20 protein-coding genes and 3 pseudogenes are annotated in these 23796 nt (G+C 55.0%); 7 read left to right on the plus strand and 16 right to left on the minus strand.

The annotated features are described in order from the left end of the window. Positions 1–52: 52 nt before the first annotated feature. A pseudogene (locus tag J3482_RS13760) lies at positions 53–522 on the minus strand (response regulator). 86 nt (positions 523–608) lie between these two features. Further along, positions 609–837 (minus strand): annotated as a pseudogene (locus tag J3482_RS13765) (sensor histidine kinase); the annotation flags it as partial. A gap of 71 nt (positions 838–908) precedes the next feature. Here J3482_RS13765 and J3482_RS13770 point away from each other — a divergent pair. Beyond that, a complete protein-coding gene (locus J3482_RS13770) occupies positions 909–1568 on the plus strand; it encodes an MFS transporter (protein ID WP_438938623.1) in 660 nt (219 codons plus the stop codon). 4 nt (positions 1569–1572) lie between these two features. Here J3482_RS13770 and J3482_RS13775 read toward each other — a convergent pair whose 3' ends face one another. From J3482_RS13775 to ispG, 11 genes are all read right to left on the minus strand, one after another. Beyond that, positions 1573–2025: a hypothetical protein gene (locus J3482_RS13775; RefSeq protein ID WP_146822330.1), complete on the minus strand. Its 453-nt coding sequence runs from the start codon at positions 2023–2025 to the stop codon at positions 1573–1575. Between the two features lie 2 nt (positions 2026–2027). Beyond that, positions 2028–2819 (minus strand): hypothetical protein, encoded by a 792-nt coding sequence (locus tag J3482_RS13780; protein ID WP_146822329.1) that lies wholly within the window; start codon positions 2817–2819, stop codon positions 2028–2030. Positions 2820–2934: 115 nt separating this feature from the next. After that, positions 2935–3711, minus strand: a complete 777-nt coding sequence (gene hisIE / locus J3482_RS13785; protein WP_223204080.1) for a bifunctional phosphoribosyl-AMP cyclohydrolase/phosphoribosyl-ATP diphosphatase HisIE — start codon at positions 3709–3711, stop codon at positions 2935–2937. Then, positions 3696–4469 (minus strand): imidazole glycerol phosphate synthase subunit HisF, encoded by a 774-nt coding sequence (gene hisF, locus J3482_RS13790; protein WP_146822328.1) that lies wholly within the window; start codon positions 4467–4469, stop codon positions 3696–3698. The genes hisIE and hisF overlap by 16 nt, the downstream gene beginning before the upstream one ends. Further along, entirely contained in the window at positions 4463–5206 is a 744-nt protein-coding gene (gene hisA / locus J3482_RS13795) for a 1-(5-phosphoribosyl)-5-[(5-phosphoribosylamino)methylideneamino]imidazole-4-carboxamide isomerase (protein ID WP_146822327.1), read from the minus strand. Before hisA ends, hisF begins: the two co-directional genes overlap by 7 nt. Next, the gene (gene hisH / locus J3482_RS13800; protein WP_146822326.1) at positions 5178–5882 is read right to left on the minus strand and encodes an imidazole glycerol phosphate synthase subunit HisH; all 705 of its coding nucleotides are present in this window, start codon (positions 5880–5882) and stop codon (positions 5178–5180) included. Before hisH ends, hisA begins: the two co-directional genes overlap by 29 nt. After that, positions 5879–6490, minus strand: coding sequence for an imidazoleglycerol-phosphate dehydratase HisB (gene hisB / locus J3482_RS13805; protein ID WP_146822325.1), 612 nt, complete (start codon positions 6488–6490; stop codon positions 5879–5881). Before hisB ends, hisH begins: the two co-directional genes overlap by 4 nt. Then, the gene (gene hisD / locus J3482_RS13810; protein ID WP_206915504.1) at positions 6480–7781 is read right to left on the minus strand and encodes a histidinol dehydrogenase; all 1302 of its coding nucleotides are present in this window, start codon (positions 7779–7781) and stop codon (positions 6480–6482) included. Before hisD ends, hisB begins: the two co-directional genes overlap by 11 nt. Continuing rightward, positions 7778–8422, minus strand: coding sequence for an ATP phosphoribosyltransferase (gene hisG / locus J3482_RS13815; RefSeq protein WP_146822323.1), 645 nt, complete (start codon positions 8420–8422; stop codon positions 7778–7780). Before hisG ends, hisD begins: the two co-directional genes overlap by 4 nt. Beyond that, positions 8422–9516, minus strand: coding sequence for an ATP phosphoribosyltransferase regulatory subunit (locus J3482_RS13820; protein ID WP_438938556.1), 1095 nt, complete (start codon positions 9514–9516; stop codon positions 8422–8424). The genes hisG and J3482_RS13820 overlap by 1 nt, the downstream gene beginning before the upstream one ends. Positions 9517–9872: 356 nt before the next feature. Continuing rightward, complete coding sequence (gene ispG, locus J3482_RS13825) at positions 9873–10958, minus strand: flavodoxin-dependent (E)-4-hydroxy-3-methylbut-2-enyl-diphosphate synthase (protein ID WP_146822322.1); 1086 nt, start codon at positions 10956–10958, stop codon at positions 9873–9875. Between the two features lie 757 nt (positions 10959–11715). Here ispG and J3482_RS13830 point away from each other — a divergent pair. Further along, complete coding sequence (locus tag J3482_RS13830; protein WP_146822321.1) at positions 11716–11910, plus strand: YjzC family protein; 195 nt, start codon at positions 11716–11718, stop codon at positions 11908–11910. 217 nt (positions 11911–12127) lie between these two features. Continuing rightward, on the plus strand, positions 12128–13342 hold the full coding sequence (locus J3482_RS13835) for an ornithine--oxo-acid transaminase (protein ID WP_206922567.1): 1215 nt from the start codon (positions 12128–12130) through the stop codon (positions 13340–13342). A 38-nt stretch (positions 13343–13380) separates the two neighbouring features. Here J3482_RS13835 and J3482_RS13840 read toward each other — a convergent pair whose 3' ends face one another. Then, on the minus strand, positions 13381–14880 hold the full coding sequence (locus J3482_RS13840; RefSeq protein ID WP_206922568.1) for an ArnT family glycosyltransferase: 1500 nt from the start codon (positions 14878–14880) through the stop codon (positions 13381–13383). Positions 14881–15070: 190 nt separating this feature from the next. Then, entirely contained in the window at positions 15071–16000 is a 930-nt protein-coding gene (gene cyoE, locus J3482_RS13845; protein WP_146822318.1) for a heme o synthase, read from the minus strand. 390 nt (positions 16001–16390) lie between these two features. Here cyoE and J3482_RS13850 point away from each other — a divergent pair, with 390 nt between their 5' ends. From J3482_RS13850 to acnA, 3 genes are all read left to right on the plus strand, one after another. Beyond that, a complete protein-coding gene (locus J3482_RS13850) occupies positions 16391–17353 on the plus strand; it encodes an MraY family glycosyltransferase (RefSeq protein ID WP_146822317.1) in 963 nt (320 codons plus the stop codon). 101 nt (positions 17354–17454) lie between these two features. Then, positions 17455–18594 carry a THUMP domain-containing class I SAM-dependent RNA methyltransferase gene (locus J3482_RS13855; RefSeq protein ID WP_146822316.1) on the plus strand — a complete coding sequence of 380 codons (1140 nt, stop codon included), beginning with the start codon at positions 17455–17457 and terminating at the stop codon, positions 18592–18594. Positions 18595–18906: 312 nt separating this feature from the next. Continuing rightward, a complete protein-coding gene (gene acnA, locus J3482_RS13860; protein WP_146822315.1) occupies positions 18907–21633 on the plus strand; it encodes an aconitate hydratase AcnA in 2727 nt (908 codons plus the stop codon). 106 nt (positions 21634–21739) lie between these two features. Here the strand turns inward: acnA and J3482_RS13865 are convergent, their stop codons facing one another. After that, positions 21740–22906: an iron-containing alcohol dehydrogenase gene (locus J3482_RS13865; protein ID WP_146822314.1), complete on the minus strand. Its 1167-nt coding sequence runs from the start codon at positions 22904–22906 to the stop codon at positions 21740–21742. Positions 22907–23108: 202 nt separating this feature from the next. Here J3482_RS13865 and J3482_RS13870 point away from each other — a divergent pair. After that, positions 23109–23687 (plus strand): annotated as a pseudogene (locus tag J3482_RS13870) (aminoacetone oxidase family FAD-binding enzyme); the annotation flags it as partial. Positions 23688–23796 lie beyond the last annotated feature (109 nt).

Consider the following 23796-nt stretch of genomic DNA (forward strand, 5'->3'; position numbering starts at 1 on the left):
CATCAACCAACGAACAAACGACACGAGGGCCGGCTGCCAGTCGCGCCCTCGACTATGTTCGCTGTACCGACCGATAAATCCGCTCTGGGCGCCCGACGACGCCATAAGCAAAATCAAGCTTGTACCTGATCTTGCGCGACCAAATACTCTAAATATCTCCGGGCCGTCGTACGACTGCAGCCAATTTTTTGGCTCAATACTTTGCATCAATTCATCGATAGCCTGCTGGTCTACCTTGGGATTCTCCTTCATCAATGCATCCAACCGCTTGCGAAAAGAGCGATATCTCGATAACGTCTCTGGAAATTGCAATAGCTCAAATCCATCCATATCCGGAAAGTAAATATCGAGAAGTACCAAATCCGGATGTAGGATAGCCAAGTGTTCCTTCGCTTCCGGTTCATTCGTCGCAATCCCCACGACTTGATAGCCATCGACGCGTTCTACGAATCTGCGATTGATTTCAGCAATCCTTACATCGTCTTCAATGACAAGAACCTGTATCGCAGTGTCCTGTTTCATCCATCGTACCCCATCTTGCCAGCGTAGCCCTTCGGAATCACGACTGTAAAAATTGTCCCGCACCCGGGCTTCCCTGTAAACGTAAGTCTATCCACTGCCTGCGGCACGTCGCGAAAACTGCTTTCCCGAATCAATTCAAACGTTACTTTGAGTTCCTGTGCCCGATGAAATTTGCCGAGAATCAACCCGCCAATCATCGGATCTGGGATCCCGTCCATCACAAAGCGAATCAAAATTTATGGTATAAAGCTTATTGGAATATTCATGCGTCTGGGCTCTAAGTGCATCCGCATACGTCCGAACTTGAGAAAGTTTGAAGACGGAATTGATAAAACAAGCGCAGTCGTCGCAGATGACCAGTTGATTGTCATTCGCGAAAACTACCGATTTCCACACTCTTTAAACGGGCATTCGCCAAACGAACGACAATGCTCTGCGTATTTCATATTCTTCAATCTATCAGATACTACGGCTTTGGTACGCTCGTTCCTATCGTTTTAGCGGCAAAAAGTTACACCGTGACCCACTCCCTAGAGTACACGGCCATTTCGTTCATCGGCTGCCCTATCGGATCGCTCATTTCACTGCCAATTATTGAACGCATCGAGCGTAAGTGGTTAATTATTGGCGCCGCGTTCTGCATGGCGCTATTCGGGATACTGTTCGGCATGTCTACGTCGTCTGCGACGATTATGTTGTGCGGATTTTTGTACACATTGGTCAGCAATGTGTTCTCGAACGCATACCACGTCTTTCAAGCCGAGATCTTCCCAACCTCCATTCGGGCGACCGCGACTGGAAGCGCATACAGCCTAAGTCGTCTGATGAGTGGGTTAATGCCGTTCATCCTGTTGCCTATCCTCAAACAAGATGGCGCAACCGCAATGTTTTGTATCGTAGCCGTTGTCATGGTCGTCATTATGTTGAACCTCGGGCTGCTCGGCCCCAAAACCACGAGTGTGGCCATGGAACGCGTAAACGAGAGCCAGCTTGCGGAATCATCTGACGTCCGCCAAAACACCCCACCGCTCCAATTGAATTCTTGAACATTCACGAAGTTTTAGGCTGTAATTTCGCTACACCAACGGCGCGGTGCCCCCAGAGAATGCGCTCAACCTCGCTAGACATCGATTGATGGCAGTCCACGATTAAGATGACCTCACTCAATCCGATGGTGTTTTGATTCCTTTTAATCAAAAACAGATCTAACCAATAGCCCAATACGCCTCCCGTCAGGATACCAATCATCCCCCAAAGAACAGGTCCCCACTTAAAGACAAACCCGTAAATTACGCCAAGAAGCATAAAAACAGTTCCAAAAATAAATCCAAATTGAATCCCGATGGGATCACCACGATGAGTGAGAACAATATCATGGGATTTCGTATACTGATTATCAAGGGGTATGACGAGAATATTTTGCTGCTCAATTCCGCGTTGTTCCAGTTCGATAATCGCCATTTCCAGATACATAGAATGTCTAAATGTCGCAAACACATTCATGGTCATTTGACCTCTTTCCTCTGCAGCGTGGACAATTGGATAGCACGATGCTGATAGTTCTCGGAAAGGAATCTGGATTGCTCAGACTTAAACATCTTCGACAATTCTACGGCCTGCAAATAGGCATCATGGGCTGCGAACCCATAAATAGAGGGGAAAAATAATAGCCATTCCGGCTTCAATAAGGTCGTTGCCAGTGCAAAGTGACCTTGAAATGTCGCAAGGATGGCGCGCGAAAGATTCGACTGGTAAAAAACGAGGAGATACCACCCAAGAATGAAGAATCCAGTTGGAATGCGATTGACGTATAAGTGTCCCGCCCCTGGACACAGAAAGGACCATAGGACTACATCGCGCCAATTGCGAAGCGAAAGATAATTGAGTTCCAGAGCACTGATTTTAACCGGTATGATGGGCGCGTCTCCCCGGTCGGAGAGGGTATACAACTGATTTACTTCAATCGCGACGCGATAACTGTCTCGAATTGCGAATCCATACATTCCAACATATAAAAGAATCCACCGTAAGTCGATTGTGATCTTAGCCTGATGAAATTCTCCGAGCATTGTATAAAGTATGGCTGAATTTAAGTGCGCCTTCACATTGATGACCAGTTCCATCCCCATGAGGAGAAAACCAGTGGCATACTTACACATCATGATGTGCCCAAACCCTGGCAGCGCGGCGGACCACCAGGCCACGACGTAGGGGCGACGCAGAACAAGTTGATTCATTAGGTATGAAGATGTAAACGCCCGAGGGCGGCGTATGGCTTGTGACACCCTGCTTCCCAAGTGTGCTTTCACCTCATCGCGTATGCATTCATCGCTATTGTGCGAAAAAGATGAGCATTACATTCTCGTGCTGCTAGAGGCCGACAAATGGTGGGGCTAAAATTGGCGGCACTCGTCAGGAGCGCCGCTTATCCAATTCGAGAAGCACATCCGCAGGGGAGACCTGACTGTAGCGCCAGAGGGCGAACAGATGGTAGAGGAGGTCTGCCGATTCGGATGCGAGCGTCCCGGGGGCGTCTGTGATTTCAGCCCGTAGGGCAGCCAAGGCGACCTCGACGGCCTCTTCCCCCACCTTCTTGCCAATTTTCTCGGCGCCGTGTGTGAACAGGTATGTGGTGTACGAACCTTCTGGGCGAGACTGGAAGCGATGGTCAATCAGCGCCCAAAGTCGTGCGAGCGTCGCAAAGGTATCCGCATCCACTGGCGCCAGTTCGCGCAACGCGCCCTGCGCAGTCGACATCGTCGCCAGCGGCGCATTGCCTGTCTGCGCTTCGCCTTCATCCGCCGCCATTGCAGGAGCCTTGTCTGGTGCAGTAATCGTTTCCGCGTGCGTGACGCGTCGAAAGAAACAAGTCGTTTCACCCGTGTGACACGCTGGCCCCTGCGGCTGTACGAGATATAAAACCGCATCGCCATCACAGTCGACGCGAACGTCTACGACCTTCTGCGTGTGACCCGAAGTCTCGCCCTTGTGCCAATATTCCTGACGAGACCTACTGTAGAACCAGGTCTCGCCCGTCGCCAACGTGCGCTTAATGGCCTCGCGGTCAGCGTAAGCAAGTGTCAGCACGTGGCCTGTGTCGACATCCTGAACGACGACCGGAACCAGCCCTGTAACACTGTCATAACGGACAATCGAGAGATTCACCGTTTCCGTCATTGATAAATCCATCGAACAGGTACCCCCCTCTGCCGAACGTGTGCCTTGACATCGCGAATACTCGTCTCGGCAAAGTGAAAGACACTCGCTGCCAGCGCCGCATCCGCCCGCCCTTCCGTCAAAACCGTGTAAAAGTGCTCTTTACGTCCTGCGCCCCCACTGGCGATGACTGGGACGTTTACGGCAGTCGCAACGCTTCGCGTGAGCTGGATGTCGTAGCCATCCCGGGTGCCATCCTGATGGAAACTGGTCAAAAGAATTTCGCCAGCGCCCAATTTCTCGACGCGGCGGGCCCACGCGATGACATCCATGCCCGTTCCCACCTTGCCACCTTGAATCATTACTTCGTACTCACCCATGGTTTGATTCAAATTCGCGTCAATGGCGACGACCACACACTGTTCGCCAAAGCGGTGCGCCGCCTCTTTGACAAGCGACGGATTGCGCACCGCGCTCGTGTTCATCGACACTTTATCCGCTCCGGCGAGGAGCAGGTTGCGCACATCGTCGACCGACGAAACGCCGCCACCAACCGTCAGGGGAATGTTCGTCTGCGCCGCGACCTCTTCGACGATACGGCGAGTCGCCAACCGCCCCTGCTCGGACGCCGAGATATCAAGTAAGACCAGTTCGTCGGCTCCTGCGTCCGAGTAGATTTTGGCGAGTTCAACCGGATCACCTGCATCCCGGCGATCATGCAAGAACCCGACATGCTTCACGACGCGGCCGTCGAGGACGTCAAAACACGGGATAATGCGCTTGGTCAGCACGCCGACTCCTCCTCTTGCAGGCGTGCCAAAGCCTGCGTCAAATGAAACTTGCCGTCGTACAGCGACTTGCCGACGACAGCACCGGCAAGTCCCGCACGCATCGCCGCGACGACGTCCGCCTCGTCGCGGATGCCGCCAGAAGCGATTGCGCCAAGACCTGTCGCCTGAACTTCGCCGGCGAGAGCCAAATTGGCGCCTGCGAGCGTTCCGTCGCGATTCACATCGGTCACCAACGCGTGGCGAACGCCTGCCTCATACAGTTGTTGAGCCAAGTCGACAATCGGTGTCGCCGTCTGCTCCAGCCAACCGTCTACGGCAAGTTTTCCACCGCGCCCATCAAGACCTGCAACCAATTTGTCAGCGCCAAATGTATCAATCCACGACGCCATTTGCGCGACATCGCGCGAGGCGGTACCCAGCACCACGCGGGAGACGCCTCTGTCAAGCCAATGGGCGATATCCGCCGTCGTGCGAATGCCCCCGCCGACTTCGACGGCTGCACCGTACGTCGCGGCCACCCGCACAATGTCGCAAATCACTGGCGCGTTGACGCTGTGGCCGTCTTTGGCGCCGTCGAGATCGACCACGTGAAGAAAAGTCGCGCCTTGCTCGCACCAGTGCCGTGCCATGGCAGCTGGATTGTCGCTGTACTCCGTCTTCGCCGCGTAATCCCCTTTGTGGAGGCGCACGCAACGCCCGCCAAGCACGTCAATCGCGGGCAGTAACGTGAATGTCATCGGTCGCCACCCCCTGCTTTGTCGTCCTGCTTCGCTGCCAATTGGCACAGATGGCGACAAAGTTATGCAAAATGCGTTCGCCGACATCGCCGCTCTTCTCCGGGTGAAACTGTGCGCCCAAGACGTTACCTTGCCCGACGACGCCCGGCACCGAAACTGAGCCATACGTGGCAGCGGCCAACACACAGTCGCGCTGTTTCGCCTCGACGTAATACGAGTGGACAAAGTACACATAGTCCCCAACTCGGATGTCCCGCAGCAGCGGGTGCGGGCGGACGACGTCTAAATCGTTCCAACCCATATGCGGCACCTTGACATCGTCCCGGAAGCGCACGACTTCGCCCGGCAAAAGCCCAAGGCCCATGTGGCGCCCGTGTTCCTGACTACTGCCAAACAACAACTGCATCCCTAGGCAAATGCCGAAAAGTGGACGCCCTTCGCGCGCGACCTGACGGAGAATTGGGATGAGGCCAGCGGCGCGCAGTTGAAACATTGCATCGCCAAAGGCGCCCACACCCGGCAAGACAACGCCTTGGACCGCATCCCCGTCCCCCGCAGCAATGAGTGCCTTCCAGGCGGCTGCGTCCGGCACGACGACCGTCTGTGCACCGACGCGCTGAAATCCCTTCGTGACACTTTTCAAATTCCCGACGCCAGGGTCCAAGATGGCTATCATTCCAACACCCCCTTGCTGCTTGGCACGCCGCCGTCCACGCGGCTCACGGCTTCGCGTAACGCCGCGCCAAACGCCTTAAACAACCCCTCGACCATATGGTGATTGTTCTCGCCATACAGTACAGCGAGGTGTAACGCCATCCGCCCTTCGTTGGCGACAGACTTGAAGAACTCCGCAACCAGCTCGGTTGGGAACGCCCCGATGCGCTCATTGGTGAACTGCGCCTGAAAGACAAACGCCGGCCTGCCAGACAAGTCGAGAACCGCGCGCGCCAGCGTCTCGTCCATCGGCGTGTGCCGCTCGCCGTAGCGGCGAATTCCCACCTTGTTGCCGAGTGCCTCGGCAATCGCCTTACCAAGGCATAAGCCGATGTCCTCGACGAGGTGGTGGTCGTCTACATCGATATCGCCGTCGGCTTCAATGGTGAGATTAAACTGGCCGTGAACGGCAAACAGATGCAACATATGGCGCAAGAAAGGCACCGGAAAATCGAGTTTCACCTCACCTGTTCCGTGCAGCGCCAAGGAAAGTCGAATGTCGGTCTCACCGGTTTTGCGCTCGACGTCCGCCACAAAGCTCGGTACCGCAACCACCCTTTCAGTTGCCATTTGTGCGCTCCTCCTCCTCGCGGATTAAAACCGCGCGCGCGTGTGCCTCCAGGGATTCCGCACGCGCCAGCGTGACAATGTGCTGTGCGTGTAAAGACAACGTCTCCCGGTTGTACGCGACGACGCTCATGCGCCGCAGAAAGTCGTGTACGCCAAGCCCACTCGCGTATCGAGCACTGCCATGCGTCGGCAACACGTGATTGCTGCCTGCATAGTAGTCGCCAACCGGCTCCGGCGTGTCATGACCAAGAAACACGGCCCCGGCTCGGCTGATAGCCGGCAGCCATTCTGCCGCATCATCCAGCAACAGTTCCACGTGCTCCGGTGCCACATCGTTCAAAAGGTCCATCGCCTGCTCCAGGTCATCGACATGCACCAATGCGCCCCACCGCGCCAGTGCCGCCTTGGCAATGCCAAATCTCGGCAAATCAGCGAGCTGCCGCTCCAATTCGCCCTGTACCGCCTGCAGCAACTTTTCCGACGTACTCACGCAAACAGCCCCCGCCTCCGTATCATGTTCTGCCTGCGCCAGCATGTCGGCGGCGACAAACTTCGGATTGGCCTCCTCGCCTGCGACGATGAAGACTTCGCTCGGCCCAGCGATGCTATCAATGCCGACGTCCCCCATCACTTGCCGTTTGGCAAGTGCGACATAAAGGTTCCCCGGCCCGACAATCTTGTCCACGCGTTCGACGCTCTCTGTTCCATACGCAAGGGCGGCAATGGCCTGCGCGCCCCCCACGCGATACACTTCGTCAATGCCCAAGAGATAAGCAGCCGCCAACACATCCCGATGCGGCAGTCCATCCGGCCCTGGCGGGGAGCAGAGCGCGATGGAGGCAACACCTGCCACTTGCGCCGGAATCACGTCCATCAGCACCGTCGACGGGTACGCGCCCCGTCCCCCCGGCGCATAAACGCCGACGCGGCGCAATGAGCGCCAGACCATGCCCATCTGCTCGCCGTTCTCGCCATAGAGCGTAAAGTCCTCCGGCCATTGCGCCTCATGAAACGTCCGTATCCGATCCGCCGCCGCCCTTAGCGCCTCCAAAGTCTCAGCGGGCGTCGCCTGGTATGCGGCCTCCAGCGCCGCAACAGGCACCCGCAGCGAAAACGCGTCCTCTGCGGCAGACGCTAAGCCATCCAACTGAGCGGTCCAAGCCCGCAACGCAGCGTCTCCTCGCGCGCGAACGTCCGCCACGATATCCGCTACGCGCCGCGCTTCATCCGGTGCGGCAGACGCCGTTCGCTGCCACGAAAACGCTGTACCTTCCACAATTTTTACGGTCATTGCCGCACTGCCCCCCTCTTCGCCATCGCCTCGTTCAACCGCCGCACAACTTCAGAAATCTCCCGCTGTTTCATTCGATAACTCGAACGGTTGGCCACCAAGCGCGCCGAAATGTCGTGCACCGTGTCATAGACCACGAGGCCGTTGGCCTTGAGTGTCGACCCGGTCTGCACCAAATCGTATATCCGATCCGCCAACCCAATAACACTCGCCAACTCAATCGATCCCGACAACGGCACAATTTCCACCGACTGCCCTTGGCTGCGGAAATACGCGTCAGCCAATTTCGGATACTTGGTCGCCACCCGCTCGGGTCGCCTGTCAAAATCCTTCGGCAGGCCCGCGACGCAGAGGCGGCATTTGCTGACGGCGAGATCGATTAACTCATACAACTCCTTCTGCTGCTCCAACAACACATCTTTGCCGACGACGCCGAGATCTGCCACGCCAAAACTCACGTAGGTGGGCACATCGGCGGGCTTGGCGAGTAGATAGCGAATGGGCGAGTACCCGTCCCACGCCACTTCGAAGACGAGCGCGCGCGTATCGTCGAGATCTGCCGGGAGCGGCAATTGCGCCTCCTGCCACAACGGCAGCAAGTCGTCCACTGTACGCCCTTTGGCAAGCGCCACGGTCAGCATCACAATCCCCCTCCCGCGTGATTCACAGCCGCGCCGAGCGAACCTGCCGAAAAAGTATCCGCTGCCGTCATCGGCGCACCGAGCACGGCCAGTACGCGCTCGACTTCAAACGCCAGCCCAACTGCCGGCGCTGCCGAGCCAAATTGCGCCAACAGGTCGTCGTAGCGCCCACCAAGCGCAATCGGCGCGCCCACACCTGGCGCAAACACCTCGAACACGAGCCCCGTGTAATAGGTGATGTCGCGATGCAGCGTCAAGTCAAACATCACCTGCTCCTTGAGCCCGAGGTCCGTCACCGCAGAGGCCAGAAGCACGAGACTGCCCCAAGCCGCCTCCATCTCCTGTCTCGCGGTTTCACTTTGCCAAATTGCGCCCGCCGTCGCGTCCGCCAGACTATCTGGCTCGTACGGCGTGACCGCCTGCAAGATACCAATCACGTCTGGCAATGTGCTGGGCAAGACCGCCCGAAACGCGACATAGTCGCCTCTCGTCAAGCACGCTAACCCATCTGCCACCAATTCCCCCGGTACGCCGAGCGCCTTGAGCAGCGCCGGCAATAAACGCGCGTGGCTGACGACCGTTTGTGTCTCCTGTAACCCGAGTGCAAGCGTGGCCCGATGGCACAAATCCAACACCTGCGCGTCCGCCGTGGCACCTGCTTCGCCAATCCACTCGACGCCCACCTGCGTCGACTCGGCGGCTTTGCCGCTGGCCCACGACAACGAAGCGGGATCATTCGTACGCCGATACACCCGCTCGGCATACGACCAGCGAATCGGCAGCTTGGCCGCTGTCACCAGCGGTGCTGCCATGCGCGCAATCGACGGCGTCATCTCCGGCCGCAGCGCAATCGCGTTCCCCATACCGTCAAATAGTTGCACCCACTCGCGCGCCGCCTCGAAAGGCCGCGCCCTGAGCAATGTGTCGACAAACTCAAACGCCCCACTCGACACGAGTTCATACCCCGCCTCGTCAAAGAAGTCGACCAACCGGTTCTCAATCACCCGCCTGCGTTTCGCAAATCCAGGGTAACTATCCTGCATCCCCATCGGCCTATCGGCAAAGCCACTTGGCACATTTACACTCACTGTCATCACCACACCAATTGTCCGTTACTTTAGTACGCTAATATAGTAAAGCATAGAGCCCAAAGAGAGGCAAGAGGGTATCTGGGGAAATGTGGGCGAAAAATGCCTTATCTCCTTCGCCACCGACCAAAACGCCATAAAACTCTGTCAATTATGAAGACAAGTCCCCCAGCGCATCACGCCGCTCGCGTGCAGCGGTAGCCTTTTTCCATCCCGCCGCACCACAAGCCTATCCCTGCTCGCTCACGCTAGCACTTCCCTGCACAACGAAACGAGGCCCGACGCTCACCGCCGGGCCTCGCCCATCGCCATGCAGAGAAGCCCTTTACACGAGGCTCCCGCGCGACGACCGCAACGCCAACTCAGTCAATCGATCCGGTCTCCTGATAGCGTTTCGCCATCATGTCAATCTCGCGCTTCAATTCAGTGACCAAATCGGCCTCTGGAATCTTGCGCACCACTTCACCCTTGCGGAACAAGAGACCTTCGCCACGCGCACCTGCAATGCCAATATCAGCTTCGCGCGCTTCGCCCGGGCCGTTCACCGCACAACCGAGCACAGACACCTTGATAGGCGCCTTGATGTTTTGCGTATATGCCTCAATCTCATTCGCGATACTAATTAAATCAATATCAATCCGGCCGCAAGTTGGGCATGACACAATCGTGACCGCATCCGAAACGATGTGGAACGTCTTCAACAACTCGCGGGCAACCTTGATTTCCTCCACAGGATCCGCACTCAACGACACGCGCATCGTATTACCGATACCCATACTAAGCAATGTGCCGAGCCCAGCGGAGCTCTTAATCGTTCCACTGAACAATGTACCAGATTCCGTGATACCCAAATGCAGCGGGTAGCGAAACGTCTCCGCGGCCAAGCGATACGCATCAATCGCCATCGGCACATCCGACGCCTTCATGGAAATAATGATATCGTCAAAATCGAGGTCTTCCAGGATTTTCACGTGGTGCTGTGCACTCTCCAACATGCCCTGCGCCGTCGGGTATCCGTACTTCTCCAAAATATGCTTCTCCAAGGAACCCGCGTTCACGCCGATACGAATAGGAATACCGCGCTCTTTACAGGCCTTGACCACCGCTTCTACCCGATCACGCTTGCCGATGTTTCCTGGGTTAATGCGAACCTTATCGATGCCGTTCTCGATTGCCTCAAGCGCCAGCCGATAGTCGAAGTGAATATCTGCGACCAGCGGAATGTGAATCTGTCGCTTGATCTCCTTAATCGCTGCGGCAGCTTCCTTTGTGTTCACTGTCACGCGCACGACTTGGCAGCCAGCGTCTTCGAGTCGGTGAATCTGTTCCACCGTCCCCTTCACATCCGCAGTCTTCGTCATGGTCATACTTTGGATGATGACTTGGTCGTTCCCACCAATGGTGATGTCACCAACCCGCACCGGTTTTGTTTGCTCTCGACGATACATCGCGTTCTCGTCTCCCTATATACATCGTGTGTTGGTGCGCGCGAAAACACAACAAACAAACGACAAAAGATGAATTTACTCTCGAACACACCATTCTGATCTTACCGAAAGTAAACGAGCCATTCAACCTTCAATGTTGTTCGTTTGTCTCGAATTGGCTCCACCAACCCTCCATGAGAAACACATCAATACATGCAACAAGCGGCGCTAGGAGGCTTCTTAGATAAGGCTAATCAGGTTCTTCAAATTTTGTGACAGGATGAAAATAAAAACTTTGCCTGTGGTGGCTATTAAAATTCACAACATCGGTCGTTTAAACGTTTTTTCTGAAGGGAGCTTCTGGAGAATAGGCCCGGGCCTACCCGACCCGCGAGCGGCAGTTAGGCATCCGCGCCCTTCCCCGAACCGGACGTGCGCCTTTCGACGCATCCGGCTCTCCATTCGAAGTTGTTTATACAAATTGAAGTTGTTTGTACAAAACGCAGTTTTCGAGACAGGCCCGCTACGTATTATCTACGTCCCCTATTGCTCTGCCGTAACCTTAACCCTTTGTAACTTTACCTCGACTCCATGTGTTGAATGACACTGAGTGTAACCAAGAGTGAGAGATTCACGGGATCTACCATCACCTTGTCGAGACGAAACGAGTTCCGAGCAGCATTTGCACAATCTGTTCAGGTTCCAAAATCGGTGATTGCCAACCATCTCCTGTCTGCCGCCGTGCGTACGGGTCACACTATGCACGAGGTGATGTGTGATGGGAGAGCGATCTGAATTTAATCCCGGCTACAAAGTCCCAAACACGGGTGTTTACATCGAAGTTGGCGAGCACCCAGACAGCGACGGCCTAACCGCACCCAAACGCGTCCGTCTGCACAAAGGTGACAGGTTCCCAATGACGACCAATGAGAACCGCAAGTGGCATCGGGTGAAGACGCCGCTCAAACATTGAGTGAGCACCGACGTTCACGCTGACACATCGTCTTGTCCGGGCAGGCCCATAGCGCCGTGGGGTCTGCCCATTTCCAATGTCCCACCAAACTTGCGCTTGCTGGTGGACTCATCGAGTGCATATAGTGCACATCATGATGATGACAACGCGTATTGGCCCTATTCGCTAAACCGTCACCCGATGCACAGTGTAGACATCTATGTGAGGGGGAACTGTCGTGAGCAACTCGTCGTCACCAACGCAGCAATTCATCGATTTGACCAACCGATACGGTGCACATAACTATCAACCACTCCCCATCGTCATCCATAAAGCAGAACGGATTTGGGTGGAAGATCCGGAAGGCAACCGCTATATGGATATGCTCAGTGCCTACTCGGCGTTAAATCAAGGACACCGCCATCCGCGTATCATTCAAGCGCTGCGAGATCAGGCTGATCTTGTCACACTGACCTCCCGCGCCTTTCACAGTGACAAGCTCGGCCTATTTTACGAAAAATTGTCGCAGTTGACGAAAAAAGATATGGTTCTGCCGATGAACACGGGCGCGGAAGCCGTGGAAACTGCAGTAAAGGCCGCACGTCGCTTTGCGTACGACGTCAAAAAGGTGCCCGATGGGCAAGCCGAGATCATCGTCAGTGAAGGCAACTTTCACGGGCGTACAGTGACCGCCGTATCGATGTCTTCGCACCCAGAATACCAACGTGGATTTGGCCCACTGACGCCAGGATTCAAAGTGATTCCTTATGGGGACATCGATGCACTCAAAGCAGCCATTACCCAACACACTGCCGCGTTTATCACCGAACCCATTCAAGGCGAAGCGGGAATTGTCATTCCGCCCGAAGGATTTTTGCGAGAAGCGTTCGAAACGTGCAAGGAAAACAACGTGCTATTTATCGCGGATGAAATTCAAACGGGCTTTGGTCGCACAGGCAAGTTGTTCGCCTGTGACTGGGAAGGCGTGGAACCCGACGTCTACATCCTCGGAAAAGCGCTGGGCGGCGGAGTCTTCCCCGTATCGGCCGTCGTTGCGAACCACGATGTGCTCGACGTGTTCGAACCAGGGTCGCATGGATCGACGTTTGGCGGCAACCCACTCGGTGCGGCGGTCGCTATCGCGTCGATGGACGTGATTGTCGATGAGAACTTGGCGGATAAGTCACGCCATCTCGGCACGTACTTTATCCATCAACTGAAAACGATTCAAAACCCGCACATTGTCGACCTGCGCGGGCGCGGACTGTTTATTGGCCTCGAACTGGATGTCCCTGCCCGCCCGTACTGTGAAGCGCTGATGCGAGAAGGGCTACTGTGCAAAGAGACACACGAAAACGTCATCCGCTTCGCACCACCGCTGATTATCGAACAAGACGAACTGGACGACGCCGTTCGCCGCATCCGCAAAGTCATGGAGACATCACTTCACTGAATCACCTGCGATGAGACGCGTGCCTTGCTTGGCCCGTCTCATCTGCCAAGTTGGTACACCGTATAGCCGGCATACTGTGCAAACGGCTGGTGCGCCTGTAAATCAGACACAATGCGTGGATACTGCGCAGTATCTTCAACGACAACCACAACTGCCCCATGTTGTTGTTTATCCGCCAGCCAACCACGAAAGGCACGCGGGTTGTCACTACTCAACCATCGCCAGCCATCTCGTTTCGCATAATCAAAAATCATCGGATCCGGCCCCACCCACACAATGTCAGCCGTTTTCGGCAGTGTGCGCGCCAAGTGGAGGCCAAGCGCATAGGGTGCGGCTTCCGCTGGCGTATACATCGGCGGTGTGGCGTACGCACAAAACGCGACCATCCCTGCAACAAGAACAGGTACGACCGTTCGGGTGAAACGGGATGCACGCGTCCACAAGGTGACCAGCGCATTGGCGCACAACAAGGCGGCAGGAACCGTCATGACCATGTAGTAATAGTGCAGCGCATTGTTTGTCGCCACCCATGTGACAAAACAAAATCCGCAAAGCGCCCACCACGCACTCACGCGGTTAAACAACCGCACGGCTTGTGTAGACGGTGCAGATTTGGCCAGAGCGGATGTATAAAACAGTTGCCCAAGTGAAATCAGTGCGCCTAGGGTCACCGCATACCCAAGCGCGTTGGTCGCCATGAAGATGAACGCTTGTGCATATTTACTCGGATGCAAAATCCCTCCGATGTGTTTTAAAAAATAGGCGTCTGTATCGCCGCTCACAAACGTGTGCGCGGCGTTTGCACCTTCGTATGCCATATAGCCATAGACGATACCAATGCTTACCACGATACACACAAGCGCTTTCCACGAAGCCAGTGACCGCCAACCACAGCGCCCGACAACGAGTGCCAAAACACCTGGCAAAACCGTCACTGCGGGAAGTTTGGCGAGCATCGTGAGGGTCAACACGCCCGTGCAATAGAGCGTCGTCGTCCACGACGGTTTGCGTGTCCATCTGTCAAACGCAAGCACCAACCACAGCATGCACGTCGTCATAAACACTTCCGGCATCAATGCCTGCCCATAGTAAATATCGTACGGAATGAGCAAATAGCAAAGTGCTGCGACGAGGCCGATTCGAGCATTGGCCAGGCGTGCGCCCAGATGGTAGACGAGCCAAACGTTGATGGTAAAACATAGCGACGGCGCGACGTGCAGCAACGGTACGTGCCAGCCAAATAACCGCATCACTCCAGCGGTCAGCCACGGAAGGACTTGCAGTTCGAGTTGCACGCTCTGGCCGCTTGAGCCATCGTAAAAAAACTGCGGATGGAGGATGTTCATCGTGTCATGCACGAAATGAAACACGACGCTTTCTTCATCCGTCTGTCGCCAAGCATCAATCGTTATCAATGGATTGTGCAAGGATGGCAGGTGAACCAGAATCGAAACCACAAGTAGCCCCCACAACGCCACGCGCTCCAAGGGTTGTGCACGAATCCACGTATATGAATACACTGGCAATGCCAACCGCATGTACGACCTGCCTCCTCGACTGTTCACCATTCGCCTAAACTCTTCAAAAGATTCGTAGATTCGCACCCAAGATAAAGATAGCCAAAACCGCAGCGCTCAAACAAGTCTCCTTGTCTGACTACGATTTTGGCCATCGCTTGCCGATGATGTCATTCCCTTGCGATTCAAAAGAGACCCATAAAGAAATCCATTAAAAAACGGATACTGACACCACAAGAACAACACAGAGAGCCATCAAGTAGACCAGCGAAAACCGAAATAATTTGTTGGCCCAAATGAGGTCTTGTTCCTCAGGAATAAAGAGTCCGCGAATCGCTTGGACGAGAAAAATAATGCCCAAGACGGCCATGACGATAAAATAAATCCAACCCTCGTAATGTAACGTGGTCAGCATCAAGGACACAGGTAACATCGCGGCTGTGTAGATGGCAATCTGGCGTTTCGTCTCACGGAATCCAGCCACGACAGGCAACATAGGAATGCCCGCCGCGCGATAATCCTCCGTCTTTTTCATCGCCAGCGGCAAAAAGTGTGGCGGCTGCCACAAGAAAAACGTAAAGAACAAAGCCCAAGCGCCTAACCCTAATGACCCGTCACTGCCCGCAGCCCAGCCGATGAGCGGCGGCATGGCTCCAGATACGCCGCCAAGCACAGTATTGAGCGTCGTGTGTCGCTTAAACCACACCGTGTAGAGATACGAGTAGACGAACAGTCCAACAAAAGCACAGGCTGCCGCCTGCCAATCAATAAGGAAGAAAAGTACGCCGAGTCCGACTGCGCTCATCGACAGGCCTATCGCTAACGCTGCCCCTGGTGCTACCTTCCCTTGCGCAACTGCACGCTTGTGTTTGGTGCGGTCCATCAATTGGTCAATATCGCGATCATAATAGTTGTTCAGTGCTGCCCCACCAGCCACGACCAAAGCCGTCCCGACGAGCGTGAATAAAAGAGCCAAGGGCGATGGATGTCCGTGCGAGGCCACCCACATACCCGCAAACGTCGCCAACAAATTGGCGATGGTGATGCCCCACTTCATGATGGACATATAATCGCGAAATGTGGCCTTTGCCGCGAGTTCCTGAGCGCGCGACTCATCAATCGCCATCCCATTTGCCTGCATGCAAATCACTTCCTTTTCAAAACGAAACTTGAAGGCGGTAAAAAGGCGGTAAACACCGCACTATCGCCGCGAACTGTACAGTAAACTCGAAACTCTATCTACATTGCAGCATACAGACGCCGAGCGCTCCTGACGCACACGACAACTATCTTTGCAAAGATAGACAAGAAACACAACTAAACCGTCCGATTTGTCATCTAACCGACAAACATAGCAGTTTATTGGCACCAATGGACACATTGCAGTATAGCCTGCTGAACAATGGTTTAGTATAATTCCTGGTGAGTTGCGTTTAACGGATGCTGTTTTTGGCCGACTGAATCGCCGACTGAACCACGGTTTCTCGCGTTCGGGCCATCTCTTACCCTTATACCTAAGGAGCGAATCCGAATGCCTCTATGGCTGTCGGGCGTGATCGCATTTTTGGTCGCCTTTGCGCTAGCACCTCGAATGCGCGCGCTGGCCATCAAGTGGAAATTTGTAGATCTCCCCAACGAACGAAAAATTCACCATGATCCTCTGCCGCTATTGGGCGGCGCAGCAATGTTCGCCGGTATTCTGGCTGTAGCGCTGGTGGCCTTCTTCTGGAACAACTGGTTGAAAACGCCGTATGCCGGTGTCATGATTGGTGCAATATTACTGTTCGCAATTGGTATCCTCGACGACTTCTTCAAGACGCGAGGCAAAGATTTTTCGGTCTCCATTCGCTTTGGCGTGCAAATTCTCTCCGCCCTCTTGATTCCCTTGTTCGGCGGCGGTATTCAAGGATTTACAGCGCCGTTTGGCGGTCATCATTTCGTGGCATTTTCGACGGTTTTATCGGTGGTTATCACCGTTGTCTGGATTGTCGGCGTGACCAACGTCTTTAACTTTCTCGATGGCGTGGACGGCCTGGCAGCGGGTATTGCGGCGATTTCCGCCACGACGTTGTTCTTTATCGCCATCGTCAAAGGCGACGCACTCTCCGCCTGGTTTGCTATCGCGGTGACTGGCGCCGCAGTCGGCTTTCTGCGACATAACTTCTACCCTGCGCGAATTATCATGGGTGATGCGGGTTCGACTGTCCTTGGCTATTTGCTAGGTGCCATCGCATCCGTCGGTGCCTTTAAATCAGCAACAGTGATTTCGATTGGCGTGCCTGTCCTGGCACTCGGCGTCCCCATTTTCGACGCCGTGGTCGTCGTACTGGCGCGCGCAAAAGCAGGGAAACCTGTCTATAAGCCAGATCAGAGTCATGTGCATCACCGCTTGCTGCGCGCTGGCTTATCGCAAGTGCAGACCGTCACGGTGGTATATTTAATCAGCGCCTGTTTTTCACTCGTGTCGATGATTGTCCTATTGCTGACGCGCTGACGCACATGGTACTCGAACAAAAGAGCGGCGTTTGCCGCTCTTTTGTCATGTATCGCCTTGTCGGCTATCCTCGGACGTAATCGAATGAAAAGGAGATTTTTATGCAATCTTGGAACCTTGTTGCGACCTGCGCCTTTGGCTTAGAAGCCCTGACGGCGCGCGAACTGCAAAACTTAGGATACGAAACCAAAAGTGAGAACGGATTTGTCCGATTTACGGGCGACGACTCCGCTATCGCCCGCAGCAACCTCTGGCTGCGTACGGCAGAGCGCGTCTTCATCGAACTCGCATCATTTGAGGCGAAAACCTTTGAAGACCTCTTTCAGGGTGTAAAAAACATTCCCTGGGAAAATATCCTGCCGAAGAACGCGGAATTTCCGGTCGTCGGTAAATCCGTAAAATCGATTTTACATAGTGTGCCCGCCTGCCAAAGTATCACCAAGAAGGCCGTCGTCGAACGGCTCAAGCAGGCATACCACCAAGAGACGTTCGAAGAAAGCGGCGCACTCTACCGCATCGAAGTGTCGCTCATCAAAGACGTCGCGACGATTCGACTCGACACGAGTGGCGATGGCCTGCATCGCCGTGGTTATCGGCGCCTGAACGCCACCGCACCTCTGCGCGAAACGCTCGCTGCGGCACTCGTTTTGCTCAGCCGCTGGGATGCGCACCGCCCATTCTGGGACCCCATGTGCGGCTCCGGCACCATCGCCATCGAGGCTGCGTTATACGGACTTCGTCGCGCACCGGGCGCACTCCGCGCATTCGCTGCAGAGTCTTGGCCGACGCTCGATGACGCCGCATTCCCGGAAGCCCGCGATGAAGCCGCGAGCATGGAACGCAGCGTCCCGCTCAACATCATCGCGTCGGACGTAGACCCGAACGTGCTCGATTTAACGTACCGCCACCTCGAACTCGCTCACCTGGACGGGCGCATTGAGGTGCGCAAGGAGGATGCACGGCGCATCCACCCCACCGACGAATACGGCTGCATTATCAGCAATCCGCCATATGGCGAACGGTTGATGAGTATTGATGAAACAGAACGACTCTACCGTGCTATCGGCAAAACGTTTTGCACGCTCGACACGTGGTCGGTGTTTATCCTCACGTCGAACCCGGGCTTTGAGCGCCTTTATGGCAAAAAGGCCGACAAGCGGCGAAAACTGTATAACGGCCGCATTGAGACGCAACTCTTTCAATACCTTGGCCCACTACCACCGCGGCCCCCGCGCGCGTAAAATCCGTATAAAACGGCGTTTCACATGGCCACTTCCACCCCGGAGTTCTTGCAACATCTCCTAATTGGTAGTAGAGTGACAAAGGACTGTTTTTCTGGGAATAGCAGTGAGGCATAAGGGGTGCGAAGTGGCATGCGCGCGACGGATGCCCTGCTACCCTTTCTTCACGGCAATACCACGCGTCACACGGGAGAATGACGAATCCTGATAGCCACATCGGCATTCCTGATGGACTCGAGACTTCTCCTCCTCATCCGTTGCACAATGAAAGCATGAAAGACAAGGAAGTTACGCAGTAAAGGAGTGAACCACATGGGAACCAATCACAATCTGTTTGGCTCCAAACAGACCTTGAACGTGGGTCAGCAATCATTTACTTACTATCGTCTGAAATCGCTTCAGGACGAAGGCGTTGCTGATATCGCCCGCCTGCCGTTCTCCATCAAAATCTTGCTGGAAGCCGTTTTGCGTCAGTATGACGGTCGTGTCATCACCGAAGAGCATATCCGGCAATTGGCCAACTGGAACGCAAAGTCTCCAGAGAAGGCGGACGTTCCCTTTAAGCCCGCTCGAATTCTTCTGCAGGACTTCACCGGTGTACCTGTGGTCGTCGATTTAGCGGCACTGCGTTCCGCAATGCACCGCCTCGGCGGCAACCCGGACCGCATTAACCCGTTGGTTCCTGTCGATCTCGTCATTGACCACTCCGTCCAAGTCGACGCCTTTGGTTCAGACGCCGCGCTCGAATTCAACATCAACCGCGAATTTGAACGAAACGAAGAGCGTTATAAGTTCCTCCGCTGGGCTGCCAAGTCGTTTGACAACTTTAGCGCTGTCCCGCCTGGAACCGGTATCGTCCACCAAGTAAACCTCGAATATCTGGCAAAAGTCGTCCAACAGCGCCAAGTCAATGGCGATGTCGTCGTCTTCCCGGATAGCCTCGTCGGCACCGATTCGCACACGACGATGATCAACGGCCTCGGCGTACTCGGATGGGGCGTTGGCGGAATTGAAGCGGAAGCGTGTATGCTTGGCCAACCGCTCTACCTGTTGCAACCAGAGGTCATCGGCTTCAAGCTGACTGGCCGTTTGCCAGAAGGCGCAACCGCAACCGACCTGGCGCTCACCGTCGTCAACATGCTCCGCAAGAAGGGCGTCGTCGGCAAATTCGTCGAGTTCTACGGATCTGGCCTCTCGAACATCAGCCTGGCTGACCGTGCGACGATTGCCAACATGGGCCCTGAGTACGGCGCGACCATGGGCTTCTTCCCTGTCGACCAAGAGTCGCTCGACTACCTGCGCAGCACGGGCCGCAGTGAAGAGCTCATCGCGCTGGTTGAGAAATACACGAAGGAACAAGGTCTATTCCGCACGGACGACATGGTAGACCCGGTCTTCACCGACACGCTCGAACTCGACCTTGGCGATGTGGAACCATCGATGGCCGGTCCGAAACGCCCACAGGACAAAATCTTCCTGAAGGACATGAAGTCGACCTTCCAGAACGCCATGAAAAAGCCGGTCAGCGAAGGCGGATTTGGTCTGAGCGAAGAAGCGCAGAAAAAAGTGGGTACGGTGAAGTACGCGGACGGATCGACTGCAGAACTGCACCAAGGCGCTACGGTCATCGCAGCGATTACGAGCTGCACCAACACCTCGAACCCGTCTGTCATGATTGGCGCAGGTCTGTTGGCTAAGAAGGCCGCAGAAAAGGGCTTGACGACGCCGAAGTACGTGAAGACGAGCCTCGCGCCGGGGTCACGCGTCGTGACGGATTACCTGGAAAAAGCACAATTGCTGGAGCCACTCGCGGAATTGGGCTTCGACGTCGTCGGTTACGGCTGCACCACTTGTATCGGAAACAGCGGTCCGCTGCCGGATGAAGTGAGCACGGCGATTCAGGAAAACGACTTGCTCGTATCCGCCGTTCTCTCGGGTAACCGGAACTTTGAAGGCCGCATTCACTCGCTGGTCAAAGCCAACTACCTCGCATCGCCGCCGCTGGTCGTGGCTTACGCGCTGGCTGGCACGGTCGACATCGACCTGACAAGCGAGCCGATTGGCAAAGATAAAGACGGCAACGACGTCTTCTTGAAAGATATCTGGCCAAGCAACCAGGAGGTTCAGGAGACCATCCGCAACGTCATCAGCCCGGAGATGTTCCGCAAGCAATATGAAGGCGTGTTCGATGGCAACGAGCGCTGGAACCAGCTGGAAACCGCGCAAGGCCGTCTGTATGATTGGGACGAACAATCCACGTACATTCAGGAACCGCCGTTCTTCGTCGGCCTGACTGCGGATGTTCCGGACATCGCTCCAATCAACAACGCGCGCGTACTGGCCCTGCTCGGAGACTCAGTCACGACAGACCACATCTCGCCGGCCGGCAATATCGCACAAAAGAGTCCTGCTGGCCAATACCTGCAGGAACACGGCGTTGAACCGTACGACTTTAACTCTTACGGATCTCGCCGCGGCAACCACGAGGTCATGATGCGCGGCACCTTCGCAAATATCCGCATCCGCAACCAAGTGGCACCGGGTACGGAAGGTGGCTACACCACCTACTTCCCAACAGGCGAAGTGATGTCTATCTATGACGCCTCCATGAAGTACCAAGCGGAAAACCAACCGCTGGTCGTCATCGCAGGCAAAGAGTACGGTACAGGTTCTTCCCGTGACTGGGCGGCAAAGGGTACCTTCTTGCTCGGTGTCAAAGCGGTCATCGCAGAGAGCTTCGAACGCATCCACCGCAGCAACCTAGTCGGCATGGGCGTACTGCCACTGCAATTCAAGAACGGCGAAAGTGCTTCGAGCCTCGGCATCACAGGCACAGAGAAGTTCACCATTCAAGGGCTCTCGAACGACTTGCAACCTCGTTCTGAAGTCACCGTGGTGGCAACGCGCGAGGACGGATCTTCATTTACCTTCCAGACGGACGTCCGCCTGGATAGCGACATCGAAGTCGAGTACTACCGCAACGGTGGTATTTTGCAAACAGTGCTTCGCAACTTCGTCCGCGAAGAGCAAAACGCGTAAGACAGCCATATCATACAAAAGCGGCGCATACCCCTTTGGGTTATGCGCCGCTTTTCATTTGAATCCAATGTGATGCATCTCCGTATCGTGCGATGAGATGTGCGTCTTACAGTGCCGCCTTCAAGATATTGTAGACGTCGTCCTTGCCCAACTTCTTAAATTGACCAATTTCGCCGAAGCGCACAGCTTGAGCTGCCATCCTCTCCAAGTTCTCGTCGCCGATGTCGTAATCCGCAAGCCGTTGTGGCGCGCCGATTTCCTTGTAGTACTCGCGAACTTTCGCAATCGCAATGTCTGCGAGCTCATCCGTGGACTTACCTTCCGGGTTCACGCCAAATGCCTCTGTCGCAAGACTCGCGAAGCGCGAAGGATTCTCACCCTTCACGTATTCCATCCAGTGCGGGAAGATAATCGCCAAACCGCCACCGTGTGGAATATCGTAAATGGCACTGACTTCGTGTTCCATCGCGTGGCAAGCCCAATCGCCGCGCAGCCCCATGTTAATCATTCCGTTGAGCGCCATCGTGCTACAGTACATCAGCGTCTCCCGCGCATGGTAGTCGTTCGGGTTGTCCAGCGCTGCCTTCGTGTTATGGACAATCGTCTTAATAACGCCTTCAATCAGGTGCTGCTGCAACTCAGTGTGTTCCGTCTTATGGAAATAATGCTCAAAACAGTGCGCAAGCATGTCGCAGGCGCCGTACACAGTCTGATCACGCGGAACCGTATAGGTATTTTCCGGATCGCAGAAAGAGAATTTCGGGAAGGTATACGGCGAGCCGCCCCCCAACTTCTCCTTCGTCTCCCAGTTGGTAATCACACCGCCGGAATTCATCTCTGACCCGGTCGCGGCCAAGGTCAGAATCGTACCCAACGGCAATGCCCCTGTGGCTTGCCCCTTACGCGCGTAAATCTCCCAGACATCGCCTTCGTATTTGACGCCCATCGCGATAGCTTTCGAGCAGTCGAGGACGGAGCCGCCGCCGACGGCGAGGATGAGATCAACATGTTCTGTACGGCAGATATCGACCCCTTTATGCACAGTGGTCAAACGCGGGTTCGGTTCGACACCGGACAACTCAAAGGTCGTCACCCCTGCCCCGTGTAAAATGTTCATCACCTTGTCATAGAGGCCGTTTCGCTTAATGCTGCCTCCACCATAAACCACCAATACGCGTTTCCCATACTTTAAAACTTCCTCGGCGAGGTGGGCTTCAATTTGGCCCTTACCATAATACAGCGCCGTTGGATTCTGAAAACGAAATGCATCCATTCTCCTGCGCCCTCCTTCATATGTAAACAGCTCTATTATTGTATCAAGTCCATTCAAGTTTACAAAATGTAAGCGTAGGGTGCAGTCCACCTGCATACCGCACAAATAAACTTGCTCTCGCCAGCCCACTTCACTAGACTAAATCTTGAAGCGCCAACGATGGATTGGAAGTATGAACGAAACGAATGAACTGAACTGATGGATGAGGATGAGTCGGTTGAAATATGACGTCATTGTCGTAGGTGCAGGCCCTGCTGGCCTGATGGCGGCTATCGCCGCCAAGGAAATGGGCGCTCGTGTCGCCCTAATTGAAAAAGGAAATAAGCCTGGTCGCAAACTCGGCATTTCTGGAGGGGGCCGCTGCAACGTCACCAACGCCAAGCCACTGCCAGAACTGATGGAGAACATCCCTGGCAACGCCCGCTTTCTCCACTCCGCGCTGACCCGCTTTTCCAACCAGGATATTATGATATTTTTCGAGGGACTCGGCATCCGCTTGAAAGAGGAAGATAGGGGCCGCGTCTTTCCCGTATCCGATAAAGCGGCTACCGTCGTCAAAGCCATTGTCGATGCAGTCTACACCTCTGGCGTCGACGTCATGCTCGACACACCTGTGGCACGCTTACTCGCGCGCGATGGGCAGATAACTGGCGTGCGCCTGACTCGCGGACAAACGGTGGAAGCGCAAGCCATTGTCATTGCGACAGGCGGCTGTAGCGTCCCCAAAACAGGCAGTACTGGCGACGCATATCCGTGGGTACAGGCATTCGGCCACACGATTGTCGCGCCTTTGGTATTAAGTCAATAGAACGGACACCCCAAACAGAGAATTTGTAAGTTTTAATATTCTGATACGGACCTACTCAGCTTGCTTTAACCTGTTGCGTGTG

It is taken from the genome of Alicyclobacillus suci, assembly GCF_017329615.1.
GTDB classification, from domain to species: domain Bacteria; phylum Bacillota; class Bacilli; order Alicyclobacillales; family Alicyclobacillaceae; genus Alicyclobacillus; species Alicyclobacillus suci.

Excerpts from the sequence above, each read along its gene's own strand:
- J3482_RS13775 (WP_146822330.1), bottom strand. The coding sequence starts at position 2,025 with ATGAATGTGTTTGCGACATTTAGACATTCTATGTATCTGGAAATGGCG.
- hisIE (WP_223204080.1), bottom strand. The coding sequence starts at position 3,711 with ATGGATTTATCAATGACGGAAACGGTGAATCTCTCGATTGTCCGTTAT.
- hisA (WP_146822327.1), bottom strand. The coding sequence starts at position 5,206 with ATGACATTCACGTTACTGCCCGCGATTGACGTGCTTGGCGGGCGTTGC.
- hisH (WP_146822326.1), bottom strand. The coding sequence starts at position 5,882 with ATGATAGCCATCTTGGACCCTGGCGTCGGGAATTTGAAAAGTGTCACG.
- hisB (WP_146822325.1), bottom strand. The coding sequence starts at position 6,490 with ATGGCAACTGAAAGGGTGGTTGCGGTACCGAGCTTTGTGGCGGACGTC.
- hisD (WP_206915504.1), bottom strand. The coding sequence starts at position 7,781 with ATGACCGTAAAAATTGTGGAAGGTACAGCGTTTTCGTGGCAGCGAACG.
- hisG (WP_146822323.1), bottom strand. The coding sequence starts at position 8,422 with ATGCTGACCGTGGCGCTTGCCAAAGGGCGTACAGTGGACGACTTGCTG.
- J3482_RS13820 (WP_438938556.1), bottom strand. The coding sequence starts at position 9,516 with ATGACAGTGAGTGTAAATGTGCCAAGTGGCTTTGCCGATAGGCCGATG.
- ispG (WP_146822322.1), bottom strand. The coding sequence starts at position 10,958 with ATGTATCGTCGAGAGCAAACAAAACCGGTGCGGGTTGGTGACATCACC.
- J3482_RS13830 (WP_146822321.1), top strand. The coding sequence starts at position 11,716 with ATGGGAGAGCGATCTGAATTTAATCCCGGCTACAAAGTCCCAAACACG.
- J3482_RS13840 (WP_206922568.1), bottom strand. The coding sequence starts at position 14,880 with ATGCGGTTGGCATTGCCAGTGTATTCATATACGTGGATTCGTGCACAA.
- cyoE (WP_146822318.1), bottom strand. The coding sequence starts at position 16,000 with ATGCAGGCAAATGGGATGGCGATTGATGAGTCGCGCGCTCAGGAACTC.
- J3482_RS13850 (WP_146822317.1), top strand. The coding sequence starts at position 16,391 with ATGCCTCTATGGCTGTCGGGCGTGATCGCATTTTTGGTCGCCTTTGCG.
- J3482_RS13855 (WP_146822316.1), top strand. The coding sequence starts at position 17,455 with ATGCAATCTTGGAACCTTGTTGCGACCTGCGCCTTTGGCTTAGAAGCC.
- acnA (WP_146822315.1), top strand. The coding sequence starts at position 18,907 with ATGGGAACCAATCACAATCTGTTTGGCTCCAAACAGACCTTGAACGTG.
- J3482_RS13865 (WP_146822314.1), bottom strand. The coding sequence starts at position 22,906 with ATGGATGCATTTCGTTTTCAGAATCCAACGGCGCTGTATTATGGTAAG.